Annotated in this window: 13 protein-coding genes and 2 tRNA genes; 11 read left to right on the top strand and 4 right to left on the bottom strand. The window is 70.2% G+C overall.

What is annotated here, in order from left to right:
- Window positions 1–34 precede the first annotated feature (34 nt).
- The 4 genes from IG78_RS0117440 to IG78_RS0117425 all read left to right on the top strand — a co-directional run bounded on the left by IG78_RS0117440 (window position 35) and on the right by IG78_RS0117425 (window position 5,318).
- Window positions 35–1,219, top strand: a complete 1,185-nt coding sequence (locus tag IG78_RS0117440; RefSeq protein ID WP_030564095.1) for a PP2C family protein-serine/threonine phosphatase — start codon at window positions 35–37, stop codon at window positions 1,217–1,219.
- A 363-nt stretch (window positions 1,220–1,582) separates the two neighbouring features.
- Window positions 1,583–2,413, top strand: a complete 831-nt coding sequence (locus tag IG78_RS0117435) for an ABC transporter ATP-binding protein (RefSeq protein WP_030564093.1) — start codon at window positions 1,583–1,585, stop codon at window positions 2,411–2,413.
- Window positions 2,410–4,869: an ABC transporter permease gene (locus tag IG78_RS0117430; RefSeq protein WP_030564091.1), complete on the top strand. Its 2,460-nt coding sequence runs from the start codon at window positions 2,410–2,412 to the stop codon at window positions 4,867–4,869. The genes IG78_RS0117435 and IG78_RS0117430 overlap by 4 nt, the downstream gene beginning before the upstream one ends.
- A complete protein-coding gene (locus tag IG78_RS0117425; RefSeq protein ID WP_030564089.1) occupies window positions 4,866–5,318 on the top strand; it encodes an HD domain-containing protein in 453 nt (150 codons plus the stop codon). The genes IG78_RS0117430 and IG78_RS0117425 overlap by 4 nt, the downstream gene beginning before the upstream one ends.
- Before the next feature lie 55 nt (window positions 5,319–5,373).
- Here IG78_RS0117425 and IG78_RS0117420 read toward each other — a convergent pair whose 3' ends face one another.
- Complete coding sequence (locus IG78_RS0117420; RefSeq protein WP_030564087.1) at window positions 5,374–6,636, bottom strand: acyltransferase family protein; 1,263 nt, start codon at window positions 6,634–6,636, stop codon at window positions 5,374–5,376.
- 763 nt (window positions 6,637–7,399) lie between these two features.
- On the opposite strand from IG78_RS0117420, the gene IG78_RS0117415 reads away from it, so the two are divergent.
- Window positions 7,400–7,594, top strand: coding sequence for a hypothetical protein (locus IG78_RS0117415; protein ID WP_030564085.1), 195 nt, complete (start codon window positions 7,400–7,402; stop codon window positions 7,592–7,594).
- 202 nt (window positions 7,595–7,796) lie between these two features.
- Here IG78_RS0117415 and IG78_RS0117410 read toward each other — a convergent pair.
- Window positions 7,797–7,870, bottom strand: a tRNA-Gly gene (locus IG78_RS0117410).
- Window positions 7,871–8,034: 164 nt separating this feature from the next.
- Between IG78_RS0117410 and IG78_RS0117405 the strand changes: the two genes are divergently transcribed.
- From IG78_RS0117405 to clpX, 5 genes are all read left to right on the top strand, one after another.
- A tRNA-Pro gene (locus IG78_RS0117405) sits at window positions 8,035–8,111 on the top strand.
- 265 nt (window positions 8,112–8,376) lie between these two features.
- Window positions 8,377–9,795, top strand: coding sequence for a trigger factor (gene tig / locus IG78_RS0117400; RefSeq protein WP_030564083.1), 1,419 nt, complete (start codon window positions 8,377–8,379; stop codon window positions 9,793–9,795).
- A gap of 464 nt (window positions 9,796–10,259) precedes the next feature.
- A complete protein-coding gene (locus tag IG78_RS0117395) occupies window positions 10,260–10,865 on the top strand; it encodes an ATP-dependent Clp protease proteolytic subunit (protein ID WP_030564081.1) in 606 nt (201 codons plus the stop codon).
- 55 nt (window positions 10,866–10,920) lie between these two features.
- Window positions 10,921–11,592 (top strand): ATP-dependent Clp protease proteolytic subunit, encoded by a 672-nt coding sequence (locus IG78_RS0117390; protein WP_030564080.1) that lies wholly within the window; start codon window positions 10,921–10,923, stop codon window positions 11,590–11,592.
- Window positions 11,593–11,796: 204 nt separating this feature from the next.
- Window positions 11,797–13,083, top strand: coding sequence for an ATP-dependent Clp protease ATP-binding subunit ClpX (gene clpX / locus IG78_RS0117385; protein ID WP_030564078.1), 1,287 nt, complete (start codon window positions 11,797–11,799; stop codon window positions 13,081–13,083).
- Between the two features lie 153 nt (window positions 13,084–13,236).
- On the opposite strand, the gene IG78_RS0117380 is transcribed toward clpX, so the two are convergent.
- Window positions 13,237–14,250 (bottom strand): hypothetical protein, encoded by a 1,014-nt coding sequence (locus tag IG78_RS0117380; protein WP_030564076.1) that lies wholly within the window; start codon window positions 14,248–14,250, stop codon window positions 13,237–13,239.
- 147 nt (window positions 14,251–14,397) lie between these two features.
- A complete protein-coding gene (locus tag IG78_RS0117375; protein WP_030564075.1) occupies window positions 14,398–15,420 on the bottom strand; it encodes a hypothetical protein in 1,023 nt (340 codons plus the stop codon).
- A 166-nt stretch (window positions 15,421–15,586) separates the two neighbouring features.
- Here IG78_RS0117375 and IG78_RS0117370 point away from each other — a divergent pair, with 166 nt between their 5' ends.
- Window positions 15,587–18,211: a valine--tRNA ligase gene (locus IG78_RS0117370; RefSeq protein ID WP_030564073.1), complete on the top strand. Its 2,625-nt coding sequence runs from the start codon at window positions 15,587–15,589 to the stop codon at window positions 18,209–18,211.
- Window positions 18,212–18,273: the final 62 nt, after the last annotated feature.

Here is an 18,273-nt window from a genome sequence, read left to right as displayed (position 1 = left end):
AAGTGCCTGGCCCGGTGGATAGGGTCCACGAGCAATGGCGGTACGACGAGAAGGACGCGAGCGACGCGAGCAGCGTGCGCGGCGCGCCGAAGCCGAGACGTTCCCGGCCCGGATGAAGAAGCGGCTGCACCGGGCCCGGATAGGGCTGCGCAAATCCGGTGTCGACTACTTCCGCGGGGACGGCTCCGACTGGGTGGCGCTCGCCGCGCTGCTCCTCACCGTCCCCGTCATCACCACATGCACGATCGTCAACCCCGTGTGGTTCTCGCCGTCCACGCTCGTCCTGCCCATCGTCGCGGGCGGCCTGCTCCTGCGCCCCTCCAGCCTGCTCGGCCTGTACGCCGCCTCGGCCGCCGCGCTGATCGTGGAGTCCGCGCGGCTCGGCCCCTACACGGAGGGCCCCGCACGGGTCACCCCCGGCACCGTCCTGACCGTCGCGGCCTGCGGCTTCTTCGGGCTCCTCATCGCCCAGTTCCGCAGCCGCGTCGGCGTGCCCTGGCGTGGCGGCGGCACCATGCTCTTCGACCTGCGCGAACGCATCCGGGTGCAGAGCAAGCTGCCGAAGCTGCCGCGCGGCTGGCACCGGGAGATGGCGCTGCGTCCGGCCGGCGGCCAGTCCTTCTCCGGCGACTTCGTCGTGGCCGCCCGCACGAACAGCGGGCGCACTCTGGAGGTCGTCCTCACCGACGTCTCCGGCAAGGGCATGGACGCCGGTTCCCGGGCCCTGCTCCTGTCCGGTGCCTTCGGCGGCCTGCTCGGCTCCCTGCCGCCGCACGCCTTCCTGCCCGCCGCCAACGGCTACCTCCTCCGCCAGGACTGGGACGAGGGCTTCGCCACCTCCATCCATCTCGTCCTCGACCTGGACACCGGCGACTACGAACTCCTCTCCGCGGGCCACCTCCCCGCCCTCCAGCTCAGCGCGGGCACCGGCCGCTGGGAGGAGAAGTCCGGCGAGGGCCCCCTCCTCGGCGTCTACGACGGCGCCCAGTTCGACCCCGTCAAGGGTTCGCTGCGCCCCGGCGACGTCCTGATGCTCTTCACCGACGGCATCGTCGAGGCCGCCGACCGCGACATCGCCGAGGGCATCGACCGCCTCACCGGGGAGGCGGACCGCTACGTCCCCGGCGGCTTCCACGGCGCCGCGTGGCACCTCATCGAGGCGGTCGCCAAGGACGTCAACGACGATCGGGCGCTGCTGCTGATCTGCCGCGACGCGTGAGCTGGCCGGGGGCCTTGGGCGGCGTCGATCGCGCTGCGCGCTCGTCCTCAAACGCCGGACGGGCTGAATATGTGCCGCAGCAGGCTCGTTCTTCTCAGCCCCTCCGGCGCGTTTGAGATGTGCCGGTGAGTTTCAGCCTCTCCGGCGTTTGAGGAGCGGGGTCTGGGGCGGAGCCCCAGTTTCGGTGGAGGGGTGGGCCTGGGGCGCCCCGCGAGGGTCTCCACCAGGCACGTCACCACCGCCGAGGTGGGGGAAACCCCACCCCCCACTGGCCGGGCCGCCTCATGGTCCAGGACACCCCGGACTCCGTACGTTCGATGCATCAGGCAATCAGGACGCGGAACGACGGAAAGGGTGCACGCCATGGGGCTGCGCAGGAAGAAGCAGCGGGGCGAGAAGATCGCGGCCCCCGTGCACACGACGGGGGAGCCCCACGGCGGCACCGGCGACTGGGCCGTGGAGCTGGACGGGGTGCGCCGCCAGTACGGCCGCGGCTCCGGCGCCGTACACGCCCTGCGCGGCATAGACCTGAAACTGCCCCGCGGCAGCTTCACCGCGGTGATGGGCCCCTCGGGCTCGGGCAAGTCCACGTTCCTGCAGTGCGCGGCAGGCCTTGACCGCCCCACGGCCGGCACCGTCCACCTCGGCGGCACCGAGATCACCGGCATGAGCGAGAACAAGCTGACGGCCCTGCGCCGCACCCGCCTCGGCTTCGTCTTCCAGGCCTTCAACCTGCTCCCCTCGCTCACCGTCGAGCAGAACGTCCTGCTCCCGATGCGCCTGGCGGGCCACCGCCCCGACCGCCGCAGGGCCGCCGATGTCCTGGCCCGGGTGGGCCTCGGCGACAAGGGCAGGCGCCGCCCGGGCCAGCTCTCCGGCGGCCAGCAGCAGCGCGTGGCGATCGCCCGCGCCCTGGTGACGTCCCCTGACGTGGTCTTCGCCGACGAGCCGACCGGCGCCCTCGACACCACCACGGCCACCGAGATCCTGAACCTGCTGCGCTCGGCCGTGGACGGCATGGGCGCGACGGTCGTGATGGTCACCCACGACCCGGCCGCCGCCGCGCACGCCGACCGCACGCTGTTCCTCGCCGACGGCCGGATCGTGGACCACCTGGACCGCGCCCCCGCCGCCCGGATCGCGGACCGCATGACCGCGCTCACCGCGCCCGTGTACGTGGGGGCCGCGGCGTGAGCCTCGTACCCAACGGCCTGGCCCGCGCGGCCGTCCGTTTCAAGCCCGCCGCGTTCGTGGGCACGTTCGTCGCCCTCACGATGGCCTCCCTGATCGTGGCCGCGTGCGGGATCCTCCTGGAGACGGGGCTGCGCGCCTCGGTGCCGCCGGTGCGCTACGCCGACGCGCCGGTGGTGGCAGCCGCCGACCAGAAGGCCCACTTCGTCACCGGCGGCGGCGATGACCGCGAGGACGAGGGCATGCCCGTGCCGGACCGGGCCAGGATCGCCGCATCCCTGGTGGCGAAGGCGGCCGCGGCGCCCGGCGCGCGCACCGCCGTCGCCGACGTCACCTTCCCCGTGCGGCACGGCGACAGCGAGCTGACGGCGCACAACTGGGGCTCCACCGCCTTCACCGGCGAGAAGCTCTCCGCGGGCCGCGCCCCCGCCACCGGGGAAGTGGTGCTCGCGGGCGGCGCTCCCGGGGCCCGCGTCGGCCAGAAGGTCACGCTGACCACGGCGGAGGGCCCCCGCGACTTCCGGGTCTCCGGGATCGCCGCGGGAGCGGCGCCGACGGCCTGGTTCACCGACTCCGACGCCGTACGTGTTTCCGGACACCCGGGACGCGTCGACGCCGTCGCCGTACTCCCCAAGGACGGCGTCAGCACCTCCGCGCTCAAGGCCCAGGTGGCGAAGGCCCTCGGGGACAAGGCCGACGTGCACACCGGCGACGCGCGCGGTGCCGTCGAGGACCCGGGCCTCTACGAGGCCAAGGACATGCTCACCGGCATCGGCGGCTCCTTCGGGGGCGTCGCCACGGCGGTCGCCGTCTTCACGGCGGCCGGCACGGTCGCTCTCTCCGTCGGCCAGCGGGCCCGCGAGTTCGCGCTCCTTCGCGCCATCGGCACCACGCCCCGGCAGATCCGCCGCACCATCGCCACCGAGTCCCTGCTCGTCGCGCCGCTCGCGGGTGTGCTCGGCTGTCTGCCCGGCATCGCCCTGGCACGCTGGTGGTTCGGGCAGCTCAAGGACAAGGGCGCGGTCCCGCAGGCCGTGGAGGTCTCCGTCTCCTGGCTCCCGCTGCTCATCGCGGCCGGTACGGCGGTGCTCTCCGCCCTGCTCGCCGGGTACATGGCCGCGCGCCGCCCGTCCCGCATCAAGCCGGGCCAGGCGCTGAGCGAGGCGTCCGTGGAGCCGCTGCCGGTCGGCTGGATCCGCACGCCCCTCGGTGTCGCCGCGACGGTCGGCGGTGTGATCCTCGCGCGGGTCGCCGCCACCACCACCGGCGAGGACGCGGCGAACGCGGCGCTCGGCGTCGTGATGCTGTTCATGCTGGCGGTGGCGCTGCTCGGGCCGCTCGTGGCACGTGGCTGCGCGGCGCTGTTCGGCCTGCCGCTGCGCGGGGCGGGCGCGTCGGCGTCGCTGGCCGCCGCGAACTCCCGCAGCAACTCCCGGCGCCTCGCGTCCGCGATCACCCCGATCGTGCTCGCGATGGCGTTCGCCTCCACGCTCGTCTTCATGCACACCAGCGAGGACAAGGTGGCGGCCGACCAGCAGCGGGACGGCATCACGGCGGACCACATCGTGACGTCGGACACCGGCTTCGACGCGCCGGCCGTACGCGCGGCGGTCGCCGGGGACGGAGCCGCGGTCGGCGTGGTCAAGACCTCCGTGCTCCTGCCCGTCGGCTCGGGCGGCGACCGCTGGCTGGAGTCGGCGAGCACCCAGGGCATCACGGGCACGGCCGCCGACCTCGCGAAGGTGCAGGACCTGAAGGTCAAGACCGGTGAACTCGCCCTCGGCAAGGGCCGGATCGCCCTGGACGCGAACCTCGCCCACTCCGCCCGGGTCGAGACCGGCGACCGCGTCGACCTGCGCCTGCCCGACGGCACCAAGGTCAGGCCTACGGTCGTGGCGACGTACGAACGCGGCCTCGGGCTCGCCCAGGTCACGCTGTCAGCCGACGAGTTGAAGCAGCACGTCACCTCGGCGTTCGCCACGGAGGTCTGGACGAAGGGCGCCTCCGCCGCGGCCCTGAAGCAGCTCACCTCCCACGGCACGCTCCTGGACCGCGACGACTACACCACGGCCCAGTCCAAGGACCGGGAGCTGAACGCCTGGGCGAACACCACCATGGCGGCCGTGCTCGGCGGCTTCGCCGCGGTCGCCGCCGCCAACACGCTCGTCATGACGGTCCTCGACCGGCGGCGCGAGCTGGGCACCCTGCGGCTCATCGGCACCACCCGGCGCCAGGTCCTGCGGATGGTGCGCTTCGAGGCGCTGCTCGTGACGGGCGCGGGTGTCGTCATCGGCACCGCGATCGCGCTGGCCACCCTCGTCCCGATGATGAAGGGCCTCACGGGCCAGGGCCCGTACATCCCGCCGCTTCTGTACGGGGCGTTCGCCGGGTCGGCCGTGGTGCTCGGCCTGGTGGCCACGGCGGTGCCCGCACGGGCGGCACTAAGGTCGCGGTCATGACACTGACGACACCGATGACGCAGACCGAGGTGGAGGCGGTGGCCCGGCGGGCGCACGCCGGGCAGACCGACAAGGCGGGGCGGCCCTACGCAGAGCACCTGGCGGCGGTCGCCGCGGGGGTACGGGAGCGGGGCGGGTCCGACGAGCAGATCGCGGCGGCCTGGCTGCACGACGCGGTCGAGGACGACGCCCTGTCGGCCGGGTGGCTGGCGGACGCGGCGCTGACCCCGGCCACCAAGGCGATCGTCCTCGCGGTCACCAAGCGGCCCGGCGAGACCCCGGAGGCGTACGCCGCCCGCATCCTCCGGACGCCGGGCGCGCTCCTGGTCAAGGAGGCCGACCTGGCCCACAACGCGGACCCGGGCCGCCTGTCCGTACTGGACGGGACGACCCGGGACCGCCTCACGGCGAAGTACGCGCACATGCGCGCGCTCCTGGGACTCGGCTGAGCCGTACGAGCCGTACGAGCCGTACGAGCGGGCGGAGCCGGACAGCCGCGTGCGGCTAGCGCCGCGCCGACGAACTTCGTTCGCGGGCGATGGCGGCCGCGTCCCTGCGGAACGCCCACTCCATCTTCGGCTCCATCGCGAAGCGGAAGAGGCGCTGCACGGGAGGCGTGCAGAGCAGGGTGACCACGGCGGCCGCGATCACGGTCACGAGCACCTCGCCCGTGGGTTCGCGCAGCCACGGGTTGGCGTCGAACCAGCCCCAGAACCGGGAGCCCTTGGCCAGGAAGCCGTGCAGCAGATAGCCGTACAGCGTGCCGGCGCCAAGGACGGTGAACCACATCTTCCGCCGCGGCACCCAGGCGAAGAAGCACGCGGTGAGCAGCACCGAGCAGCCGAACAGGGCCAGGGTCATGACGATGCCGACCCACCACGGGACGCCCAGCTCCTGCGCGCTGTCACGGCGGTAGAACCACACCGACGTCATCCGCGGCGCGGCCCAGTAGGCGAGCACCACCGCGCACGCGAACACCGGGACCGACAGGATCCGCACCTCGCGCCGCCGCACCAGTTGGAAGTGCTCGGGCTTGATGAAGAGACCGAGGACGAAGAACGGCAGGAACTGTAGGACGCGTTGCAGGTCGAGGTCGTCGCCGATGTCGGGCGAGATCACGGCGAGCACCGCGATGGCGAGGGCCAGGGGCACCGGCCGGCGCACGATCTTCCACAGCGGAGTGGTCAGCCGCCACACGAACAGGGCGATGAGGAACCACGTCAGGTACCACGGGTCGAGCAGGCTGATCGGCTGCGTCGGATCGTCGTCGCCCCACCGTTTGAAGAAGGTGTACGCGACCTCGAAGATCACGTAGGGCACGGCGACGCCGGTCACCAGGCGCTTGAGCCGGTCGGGGCGCATGTCGAAGCTGCGCGAGAAGTAGCCGGAGATCAGGATGAACGCCGGCATGTGGAAGGTGTAGACGGTCATGTACAGCGCTTCGGCGCTGCGGCTGTGGTCCGTCAGCGGTTCCCACGCGTGGCCCATCGCGACGAGCACGATCGCCAGGTACTTGGCGTTGTCGAAGAACGCGTCGCGTTGCTTGGCGGGCTTGTCCGCGGCCCGGGTTTCGTGCCCGGCGGGCGCAGGGGGCGTCGCGTACGCCGTCGGGGATGTCGCGTACGCCGTCGGGGATCTCGGGACTCTCGGGGCGGAGGAGCGGGGGACGCGCGGGGCGGGCATTCCGGCGGCCGGTTCCGGTACGTGGGGCTGTACGGGAGGCAGTGGCGCCCGGTGCCTGCCGTGCGGTTGAACGGAGTTCGTCACAGGCCCTCCCACCATGAGCTCGGTGAGACGATCCGGGACCGCACTGCGCCTGCGGGGGTCGTGGCAGCGTGGAACATCTGAGGCACCCTAGCGTCGCTGTGGTGTTCCCGTAAAACCCTCAATTCATTCATCCCGGGCAGTGCTCGGTGCCCGTCTGAGTTCGCAGGACTTCGACGGAGTTCACCGGTTACCGGTTGCCGGTTACCGACCGCTGTTTCTCCGGTTCTCCGGCCTGCTCCGTTCGTCTCCGGCCGGAATTCGAATGTCGGTCACCTTCGTGTCGCGAGGATCAACTGTCCGGTACGTCATAGCTCATACCGCTTAAATAGTGCATAACGCCCGCAGAGGACTCGGGTGGAATGTCCATGTTGAATGGGTCGTGGCGGAATATGACACCCCGCCCGGTGTGCCCTCGGCGACAATTCGAATTCTTGTGAGGAACTTGTGTGAACGTCCCGGTGTACGGGTGACGGGACGGTGCCCTTGTGATGTCGAGGCGTTGTCCGGCCATGGAAACGATCACGTCGAATTCGCCCGCGGGTGGACCGTCGAATTCCCGTACGGGTAACCGTGGTTCCCGTGTGACCGGTGGGCCGTGGCTCCCCAAGTGCCGCGCGGGGCGGGGGCAGTGCTGGTCAAGGCTTGGCCGACGATGTGTCACCGGCCGCATGACGGGGTCCTGTTGGTGGCACGATGGTTCTGGCGGGGGAGTGCGGGTCGTACCCCCCGGGCGGGCAAGCGACCGACCTAGGGTGTGATCAGTGTGGCCATTTCGCTGTCAGTGGTACTGCTGTTGGCGATCGTCCTTGTCATGATGATTCGTCAGGGGAACATCAAGGTATGGCCCGCCATCGTCGCGGCCCTGTTCGGGTTCGTCCTGGCCTCGACGGGAATGGCCGACGACATCCAGGAACTCCTGGACTCGCTCGCGAACACCATCGGAGACATACAGTTCTGACGGCGACGGGCACGGGTGTGTCCGTCGCCACGGGTGTGCCCGCGTGCCCGTGGGTCCGCATGCCCGCGTGTCCGCATGCCCACGCGTGCCCGGTCGGGCCCTCTCCCGGGGCCCCTGGCCGGGCGCCGGGTACGCGATCCCGACGGCGTGAACGCGTCCGGCCCGGCCCGCCGAACGTGTTCGGGGACCGGGCCGGAGGCCTTGGAGCGGGCGACGGGAATCGAACCCGCGTAGCTAGTTTGGAAGACTAGGGCTCTACCATTGAGCTACGCCCGCATGTTTCGCACAGTCGATCGCCACCGATCCTGACGCCAGGCCGGTGACCGCTGCACGGCAAGCATCGTAGCGGGTCGGAGCGGACCCCCGCACACCACCTCCGTGCGCCCCGGTAAACCGGGAGTCGCGCTGCCTGCGGGCATGTACCCTACGTGTCGCACCGACGGGGTGTGGCGCAGCTTGGTAGCGCGTCCGCTTTGGGAGCGGAAGGCCGTGGGTTCAAATCCCGCCACCCCGACCAGTACGGTCCCCCGCCCGTGTGGCTTGTTCCCCACGGGCTCCGGGCGACTCCCTGGGTCCTCCCAGTGTCTTCCCGGCGTCTCCCCGGCGTCTCCCCGCCTCTTCCCCGCGGCGGGGGAGCGCCCGCACGGCCCCGGCGGTCCGGTCCCTCTTCCAAGATCGCGTTGTGGGTCGGCTCCCGCGTGCCGTTACTATGCAAGCTGCGTGCCCGTGTGTCTCTCAACCGGGCAGAAACCAAGAAGTCAGCCCACCAAGGAGACCGAACCGTGAAGAGCGCCGTGGAGACCCTGAACCCGACCCGGGTTCGGCTCACTGTCGAGGTGCCCTTCGAGGAGCTCAAGGACAGCCTCGACGCGGCGTACAAGAAGATCAACCAGCAGGTCACGGTGAAGGGCTTCCGCAAGGGCAAGATCCCGGCCCGCGTCATCGACCAGCGGTTCGGCCGCGGTGCGGTGCTTGAGGAGGCCGTCAACGACGCCCTCCCGAAGTTCTACACCGAGGCGGTCAACGAGGCCGAGCTCAACGTCCTGGGCCAGCCCGAGGTGGACATCACCGAGCTGAAGGACAACGAGACCCTCAACTTCACCGCTGAGGTCGACGTCCGTCCGACCGTCGAGATCCCGGACTACTCCGGCATCGAGGTCGAGGTCGACGCCGTCGAGATCTCCGACGAGGACATCGACAAGGCCGTCGAGGAGCTGCGCGAGCGCTTCGCGTCCACCTCCCCGGTCGAGCGTGCCGCCGAGGACGGCGACGTCGTGACGATCGACCTGGAGGCCAAGGTCGAGGGCGAGGTCCTGGAGGACGGCGTCGCGTCCGGCGTCTCCTACACCATCGGCTCCGGCGAGCTGCTCGAAGGCATCGACGACGCCGTGAAGGGCCTGGAGGCCGGTGGCGAGGCCACCTTCACCTCCGAGCTGAAGGGCGGCTCGGCGGCCGGCAAGGAGTCCGAGGTCACCGTCAAGGTCACCCAGGTCGCCAAGCGCGAACTGCCGGAGCTGGACGACGACTTCGCGCAGCTCGCGTCGGAGTTCGACACCCTGGACGAGCTGAAGGCCGACAGCCGCAAGCGCCTGGAGACGGCCCGCCAGTTCGACCAGGCCACGCAGGCTCAGGAGCGCGTCCTGGAGAAGCTCCTTGAGCTGGTCGAGGTCCCCGTCCCCGAGAAGCTGCTCGAGGACGAGATCCGCACCCGCAAGCACAACCTGGAGCACCACCAGCTCGGCCAGATGGGCCTCGACCTCGCGAAGTACCTGGAGATCCAGGGCAAGACCGAGGAAGAGTTCGACGCCGAGACCCGTGAGCAGGCGGTCAAGGGCATCAAGACGCAGTTCGTCCTGGACGAGCTCGTCAACAAGGAGAAGCTGAACGTCAACCAGGAGGAGCTCACCGAGCACCTCATGCGTCGCGCGCAGTCCTCCGGCATGAGCCCCGACCAGTTCGCCCAGGCCGTCGTGGAAGGTGGCCAGGTGCCGATGCTCGTCGGCGAGGTCGCCCGCGGCAAGGCGCTCGCCGTGGTCGTCGAGGCGGCCACCGTCAAGGACGCCAACGGTGAGGTGGTCGACCTCGAGGACGAGGACGACGCTGCCGACGCTGCCGACTCCGTCGAGGGTGGGCAGGCGGACGCCTCCGCCGAGGCCGGCGCCGAGGAGTCGGCCAAGGCCGACGAGAAGCCCGAAGCCTGATCTTCCACTGCCGTAACCGCTGGGCCCCCGGGGACATGTGTCCCCGGGGGCCCCGCCCCTTTCCGGGGTGGTCGCGCCCCGTCAGGGGCGCGGGGAACTGCGCGAGCAACCCAGGACAACCCGCAGGGGCCATGGCGCGGGACCTGGCAGACGCGTCTGCCGGGCCGCGCTCCGTCGGCGACCGCGGCACCACTGTGGCTGGCCGCGCAGTTCCCCGCGCCCCTGACGGGGCGCACAGGCCCCCCGGCCCCGGCGGGGTGGCGCCACATCCCTGAGTGGGTCCGCGCCCCCGCAGGGGGCGCTACCTGCGCTCACAGCGAACAGTTGCCTCTGCGGGATTCCCCGAAGGGACCCGCGCGTTAGGGTCCATGAATACGAGGGCAGTGGACTCGTTGCCCTCGGAACGAAGATGCTGAGACGGCCGGTGCCGTCAGAGACGAGCAGGTGGATACGTGACGAATCTGATGCCCAACGCAGCCGGTGAGCCGTCCATCGGTGGTGGCCTCGGCGACCATGTGTACAACCGGCTGCTCGGCGAGCGGATCGTCTTCCTCGGGCAGCAGGTCGACGACGACATCGCCAACAAGATCACGGCGCAGATGCTCCTCCTCGCGGCCGACCCCTCGAAGGACATCTACCTCTACATCAACAGCCCCGGCGGCTCGGTGACCGCCGGCATGGCGATCTACGACACCATGCAGTACATCCCGAACGACGTCGTCACCATCGGCATGGGCATGGCCGCCTCCATGGGCCAGTTCCTGCTGACGGGCGGCGCCGCGGGCAAGCGCTTCGCCCTGCCGCACACGGACATCCTGATGCACCAGGGCTCCGCCGGCATCGGCGGCACCGCGTCGGACGTCAAGATCCAGGCGGAGTACCTGCTGCGCACCAAGCAGCGCATGGCCGAGATCACCGCCCGCCACTCCGGCCAGACGGTCGAGACGATCATCCGCGACGGTGACCGCGACCGCTGGTTCACCACCGACGAGGCCAAGGAGTACGGCCTCATCGACGAGATCATCAGCGCCGCTTCGGGCGTTCCGGGCGGCGGCGGCACGGGCGCCTGACACAGGCACCCCGGTCGGCCAAGCCCACGCTCACACCCAGGACGGAACACCTCTGATGAACACCTTCCCCGCCATCGGCCAGGCCACGGGCCTGCACACCGGCCCCCAGGTGGACAACCGCTATGTGATCCCGCGCTTCGTCGAGCGCACCTCGCAGGGCGTGCGCGAGTACGACCCGTACGCGAAGCTCTTCGAAGAGCGCGTGATCTTCCTCGGCGTCCAGATCGACGACGCCTCCGCCAACGACGTCATGGCGCAGCTCCTCTGCCTGGAGTCGATGGACCCCGACCGGGACATCTCGGTCTACATCAACAGCCCCGGCGGCTCCTTCACGGCGCTCACCGCGATCTACGACACGATGCAGTTCGTGAAGCCCGACATCCAGACGGTCTGCATGGGCCAGGCGTCCTCCGCGGCCGCCGTGCTCCTCGCCGCGGGTACGCCCGGCAAGCGCATGGCCCTGCCGAACGCCCGCGTGCTCATCCACCAGCCGTCCGGCGGTACGGGCCGTGAGCAGCTCTCCGACCTGGAGATCGCCGCCAACGAGATCCTCCGTATGCGTACGCAGCTCGAGGAGATGCTGGCCAAGCACTCCACGACGCCGATCGAGAAGATCCGCGACGACATCGAGCGCGACAAGATCCTCACCGCCGAGGACGCGCTGGCGTACGGTCTGGTCGACCAGATCATCTCCACCCGGAAGATGAACAACGACTCGGTTCTCTGAGTCCCGGCCGAGCCCCGGACGAGACCGCCCGTCGGCCTCGCCCGGGGCACCGCAGCACCATCCGCCCACCCCTCGGCACGGCCCTCGGCGAAGCGAACCACGCCAAGGGGGGCCCGAACGGGGGGCCGGGCAAGGTACCGTCGGATACAAGGCACCAGGAGCCGCTGGACCAAGGGCGTCTCCCAGGCGAAGGGGAAGCACACCGTGGCACGCATCGGTGACGGCGGCGATCTGCTCAAGTGCTCGTTCTGCGGAAAGAGTCAGAAGCAGGTCAAAAAGCTCATCGCAGGCCCCGGCGTGTACATCTGCGATGAGTGCATCGATCTCTGTAACGAGATCATCGAGGAAGAACTCGCCGAGACGAGCGAGGTCCGCTGGGAGGAACTGCCCAAGCCCCGCGAGATCTACGAGTTCCTCGAGGGGTATGTGGTCGGCCAGGAACCCGCCAAGAAGGCGCTCTCCGTGGCGGTCTACAACCACTACAAGCGCGTCCAGGCCGGGGAGAACGGCGGCGCACAGGGCCGCGAGGACGCCATCGAGCTGGCGAAGTCCAACATCCTGCTGCTCGGCCCCACCGGCTCCGGCAAGACGCTGCTCGCCCAGACGCTCGCCCGCATGCTGAACGTCCCCTTCGCCATCGCCGACGCGACGGCGCTCACGGAGGCGGGCTATGTCGGCGAGGACGTGGAGAACATCCTCCTGAAGCTCATCCAGGCCGCCGACTACGACGTCAAGAAGGCCGAGACGGGCATCATCTACATCGACGAGATCGACAAGGTCGCGCGGAAGAGCGAGAACCCGTCGATCACGCGCGATGTGTCCGGCGAAGGCGTCCAGCAGGCCCTCCTGAAGATCCTGGAGGGCACGACGGCCTCCGTGCCGCCGCAGGGCGGCCGCAAGCACCCGCATCAGGAGTTCATCCAGATCGACACGACGAACGTGCTGTTCATCGTGGGCGGCGCCTTCGCAGGCCTCGAAAAGATCATCGAGGCGCGGGCGGGAGCCAAGGGCATCGGCTTCGGCGCCACCATCCGCTCCAAGCGGGAGCTGGAGGAGAAGGACCAGTTCGAGGACATCATGCCGGAGGACCTGGTGAAGTTCGGGATGATCCCCGAGTTCATCGGCCGCCTCCCGGTCATCACGTCCGTGCACAACCTGGACCGCGAAGCACTTCTCCAGATCCTGATCGAGCCGCGCAACGCCCTCGTCAAGCAGTACGAGCGCCTCTTCGAACTCGACGGAGTGGAGCTGGACTTCGAGCGCGCGGCCCTGGAAGCCATCGCCGACCAGGCCATCCTCCGCCAGACCGGCGCCCGCGGTCTGCGCGCAATCATGGAGGAAGTCCTCCAGTCGGTGATGTACGAGGTCCCGTCCCGCAAGGACGTCGCCCGCGTCGTCATCACGGCGGACGTCGTCCACTCGAACGTGAACCCGACGCTGGTGCCGCGCGACGTCCGGGGCTCGGGGCCCGGCGAGCAGAAGTCCGCGTAGCCGACACGACGGCAACGACGAGGGGCGCCCGGCGAGTTGATCTCGCCGGGCGCCCCTCGTGCGTGCCGGGGCGCCCCCCGTGCCGAGGCGCCCCCCCGTGCCGAGGGCCCGGCCGGAGCCGGGCCCTCGCGCTGTCCGTCCGACCCCCGCGGGTCAGATCTTGACGCGGATCTCCTTGCGCAGCTTGGCGGTGGTCTCCGCCGCGGCCTCGGCGTCCGCCGCCTTGCCCGACGCCATGCCGGCGACGTCCATGGGCGCGGCGAAACCGAGCGTGCTGTGGTCCGCCCACAGGCAGTACACGACCCTCATCTCCTTGGGCCCGCCGGAGCCGCCGGAGTTCATGTTGGACGCCTTCGCCTCCTGGCACTTGAGGATCGCGCCGTCCAGGGAGTCCGGCTCGTAGGACTTGGGGTCGCCGACCAACTCGATGTCCCGGCCGCCCGAGCCACCGTCCTTGTCCTTGTCCTCCTGGGACTCTTTCTTCATGTTGGCGAGCATGGCGTCGAGGGTCTTCTCGGGGTCGGCGATCTCCCCGTACACGCCCCCGAACTCGATCAGCTTGAGGCTGAGCGGGTTCTCCTTGTCGCCCGCCTGGTACTGGGCGCTGACGTCCTTGGGGTTCTTCACCCCGAACTTCTTGGCTTCCTTGATGTCGCTGGAGGACATGCCCCCGCCGCTGCCACCGGGCTCCTTCTTGTACTCGGAAAGGACGGTCTCGGGCGTGGTCAGCTTGTGCGGGCCGTCGTCCTTGACCCCGCCGGAGCCGCTGTCGCTGCCGCCCAGGACGAAGTAGGCGCCCACGGCGATGGCCGCGACCACGGCGACCGCGCCGACGATCAGGCCCGTCTTCTTGCCGCCGCCTCCGCCGGGCGGGGGCGGGACCTGACCGTAGGGGGCGGGGGGCTGCTGCCCGTACGGGGGCTGCTGGCCGTAGCCGGGCTGGCCGTACGGCTGCTGCTGCGGCGGGACGCCCTGCGGGGGCTGCTGGGGGTACCCGTATCCCGGCTGGGGCTGGGGCTGGGGCGGCTGCTGCGGGTAGCCGTAGCCGGGCTGCGGGGCCCCCGGCTGCTGGCCGTAGGGGCCGGGCTGCTGCGGCTGGCCGCCCCCGTAGGGGCCTGGCTGCTGGGGCTGCTGCCCGTCGTACGGGCCCGGCTGGTTGTGGCTCATTCCTCGGTTCCCCCTTCGGGATACGGTGCTGCGCCACCCATCGTGACGGAAGCGGGCCCCGGCTGAGGCGGCCGGGGCCCGCTGCACGTACGCGACCGGCGTCGGTACGTCGGTACTTCAGAGGACGTCGCAGGACGTCGCAGGACGTCAGAGCTTGACGCGGGCCTCCTTGCGGAAGTCGGCCGCCTTCTCCGCGCCGCCTTCCAGGTCGGCAGCCTTATTGGCGAGCGCGTCCGCCACGGTCGTGGTGACCACCAAGCCGATGGTGCTGTTGTCGCCCCAGATGCAGGTGGCCATCGACATCTCCTTCGGGCCCTGGCTCTCGCCGGACGACGACGAGCCCAAGGAGTACTTCATCTCCTGGCACTTCATCACCGCGCCGTCGAGCGCCGACGGGTTGTACGACTTCGGCTCGCCGACGACGGTCACCTTGCGGCCGGTGCTGCTGCCGTCGCTCTCCTCGGACTTCTTCTTGGCCTCCGCGAACATCTTGTCGACGACCGCCGCGGGGTCCTCGATCTCTCCATAGACGCCGTTGAACTGGAGGATCTTCTGCGCGAGCGGATTGTCCTCGTTGCCCGTGCCGTACTGGGCCGCGATGTCCTTGGGGTTCTTCACCCCGAACTTCGCGGCGTTCTTCGTCTGCTCCGCGGACATGTCACTGCCCTCGCCGGAGGCGCCCGGCTTCTTCTTGTACTCGGTGAGCACCGTCTCGGGCGTGGTCAGCTTGTGCGGGCCGTCGTCCTTGACCTTGCCGGAGCCGCCGCTGTCACTGCCGCCCAGGACGAAGTACGCGCCGACACCGATCGCCGCGACGACCGCGACCGCGCCGATGATCAGGCCCGTCTTCTTCCCGCCGCCTCCGCCCGGCGGGGGCGGGGGGACCTGGCCGTAGGGGCCCTGGGGCTGCTGCCCGTAGGGGCCGGGCTGCTGCGGCTGGCCGTAGCCGGGCTGGCCGTACGGCTGCTGCTGCGGCGGGACGCCCTGCGGGGGCTGCTGCGGGTACCCGTATCCCGGCTGCTGGGGCGGCTGCTGCGGATAGCCGTAGCCGGGCTGCGGGGCCTGCGGCTGCTGGCCGTAGGGGCCAGGCTGCTGCGGCTGGCCGCCGCCGTACGGTCCGGGCTGCTGAGGCTGCTGCCCGCCGTACGGGCCCGGCTGGTTGTAGCTCATTACTTGGAGATCCCCCTCGAACGCCTGTGCGCGCCCTCATTCTCCTGCGCGCTTATGTGTTCCCGACATCCTGACCGACGCGGCGAGCACCGTGGGGACCGGGGCGGCAACCGTTACTGAAGATTCGGGTTTCGGGACCACTCTGTGACACCTCTAAACTGACCCCGTGACCGAGAACGCTCAGCAGCAGCCGCCAGCGACCGCCCCCGAACTCCCGACGCAGTACGCGCCGTCCGAGGTGGAAGGGGTGCTCTATGAGCGCTGGGTGGAGCGTGGTTACTTCGACGCGGACGCGAAGAGCGACAAGGAGCCCTTCACCGTCGTCATCCCGCCGCCCAACGTCACCGGCAGCCTGCACCTGGGCCACGCCTTCGAGCACACCCTCATCGACGCCCTGACCCGCCGCAAGCGCATGCAGGGGTACGAGGTGCTGTGGCAGCCGGGCATGGACCACGCGGGCATCGCCACGCAGAACGTCGTCGAGCGCGAGCTCGGCAAGGAGGGCACGTCGCGGCACGACCTCGGCCGGGAGGCCTTCGTCGAGCGCGTGTGGCAGTGGAAGGGCGAGTCCGGTGGCCAGATCTCCGGCCAGATGCGGCGCCTTGGGGACGGTGTCGCCTGGTCCCGTGAGCGGTTCACCATGGACGAGGGGCTCTCCAAGTCCGTCCAGACGATCTTCAAGCGGCTCTACGACGACGAGCTGATCTACCGCGCCGAGCGCATCATCAACTGGTGCCCGCGCTGTCTCACCGCCATCTCGGACATCGAGGTGGAGTACCAGGACGACGACGGCGAGCTGGTGTCGATCAAGTACGGGGACGGCGACGAGACCCTCGTCGTCGCGACCACCCGTGCCGAGACGATGCTCGGTGACACCGCCGTCGCCGTGCACCCCGAGGACGAGCGCTACCGGCACCTGGTCGGCAAGCAGATCAAGCTGCCGCTCACCGACCGGACCATCCCGGTCGTCGCGGACGAGCACGTCGACCCGGAATTCGGCACCGGCGCCGTCAAGGTGACGCCCGCCCACGACCCGAACGACTTCGAGATCGGCCGCCGCCACGACCTGCCGAACATCGCGGTCATGGACGAGCACGCCGTGATCACGGTCTCCGGTCCCTTCCAGGGCCTTGACCGCCTGGAGGCCCGCTCCGCGATCGTCGGCGCCCTGCGCGCGGAGGGCCGCATCGTCGCCGAGAAGCGCCCGTACACGCACTCCGTGGGGCACTGCTCGCGCTGCAAGACGACGATCGAGCCGCGTCTGTCCATGCAGTGGTGGGTCAAGGTCGGTCCGCTCGCCAAGGCCGCGGGCGACGCGGTCCGTGACGGCCAGGTCAAGATCCACCCGCAGGAGATGGAGAAGCGCTACTTCGACTGGGTCGACAACCTCCACGACTGGTGCATCTCGCGCCAGCTCTGGTGGGGCCATCGCATCCCGGTCTGGTACGGGCCGAACGGTGAAATCGTCTGCGTCGGCCCCGACGATCAGGCACCGGCCGGCGAGGGCTGGACGCAGGACACCGACGTCCTCGACACCTGGTTCTCCTCGGGCCTGTGGCCGTTCTCCACCCTCGGCTGGCCCGAGAACACCGAGAGCCTCGCGAAGTTCTACCCGAACTCCGTCCTGGTCACCGGCTACGACATCCTCTTCTTCTGGGTCGCCCGGATGATGATGTTCGGCCTGTACGCGATGGACGGCACCCCGCCGTTCCACACCATCGCCCTGCACGGCATGGTCCGCGACCAGTTCGGCAAGAAGATGTCGAAGTCCTTCGGGAACGCGGTCAACCCGCTGGACTGGATGGACAAGTACGGCTCCGACGCGCTGCGCTTCACGCTCGCCCGCGGCGCCAACCCGGGCGTGGACGTCCCGATCGGCGAGGACTGGGTGCAGGGCTCCCGGAACTTCGCCAACAAGATCTGGAACGCCACCCGCTTCGCCCTCATGAACGGCGCCACGGTCGAGGGCCCGCTCCCGGACGCCGCCGAGATGTCCGCGACCGACCGCTGGATCCTCTCCCGCCTGAACACGGTGGTCGCCGAGGTCGACGCGCACTACGAGGACTACCAGTTCGCGAAGCTGTCCGACGCCCTGTTCCACTTCGCCTGGGACGAGGTCTTCGACTGGTACGTGGAGCTGTCCAAGACCACGTTCATGGCGGGCGGCGCCCCGGCCGAGGTCAGCAAGCGCGTCCTCGGCGAGGTCCTCGACGTCACGCTGCGGCTCCTGCACCCGGTCGTGCCGTTCGTGACGGAGACGCTGTGGACCACGCTCACGGGTGGTGAGTCGGTCGTGATCGCCCAGTGGCCCACCGATTCGGGCTTCCGGGACACCGCCGCCGAGAAGGAGATCCTCTCCCTCCAGGAGCTGGTCACCGAGGTCCGCCGGTTCCGCGCCGACCAGGGCCTCCAGCCCGGCCAGAAGGTCCCGGCCCGCCTCACCCTGGACGGCACGCCGTTCGCGCCGCACGAGGCCGCGGTCCGCCAGCTCCTGCGCCTCCAGCCGGAGGGTGAGGGCTTCGCGGCCACGGCGGCCCTGCCGGTCTCGGGTGCCACGGTGGCCCTCGACCTGTCGGGCACGATCGACGTGGCGGCGGAGCGCAAGCGGCTCGCCAAGGATCTTGCCGCCGCCGAGAAGGAGAAGGTCCAGGCCACCGGCAAGCTCGGCAACGAGGCGTTCCTGGCGAAGGCGCCCGACCAGGTGGTGGACAAGATCCGCGGCCGGCTCGCCAAGGCCGAGCAGGACATCGCCCGCCTCCAGGCACAGTTGGACAGCCTCCCGGCGGCGTAACACCTGCAGACAGCCGAAGGCGCCCGGAACTGAATGTTCCGGGCGCCTTCGTGCCGTTGCTG

It is taken from the genome of Streptomyces aureocirculatus (genome assembly GCF_000720475.1).
GTDB classification, from domain to species: Bacteria; Actinomycetota; Actinomycetes; order Streptomycetales; family Streptomycetaceae; genus Streptomyces; species Streptomyces aureocirculatus.
Note: the sequence above shows the minus strand (reverse complement) of the source record. Positions and strands in the feature narration are given on the sequence as shown.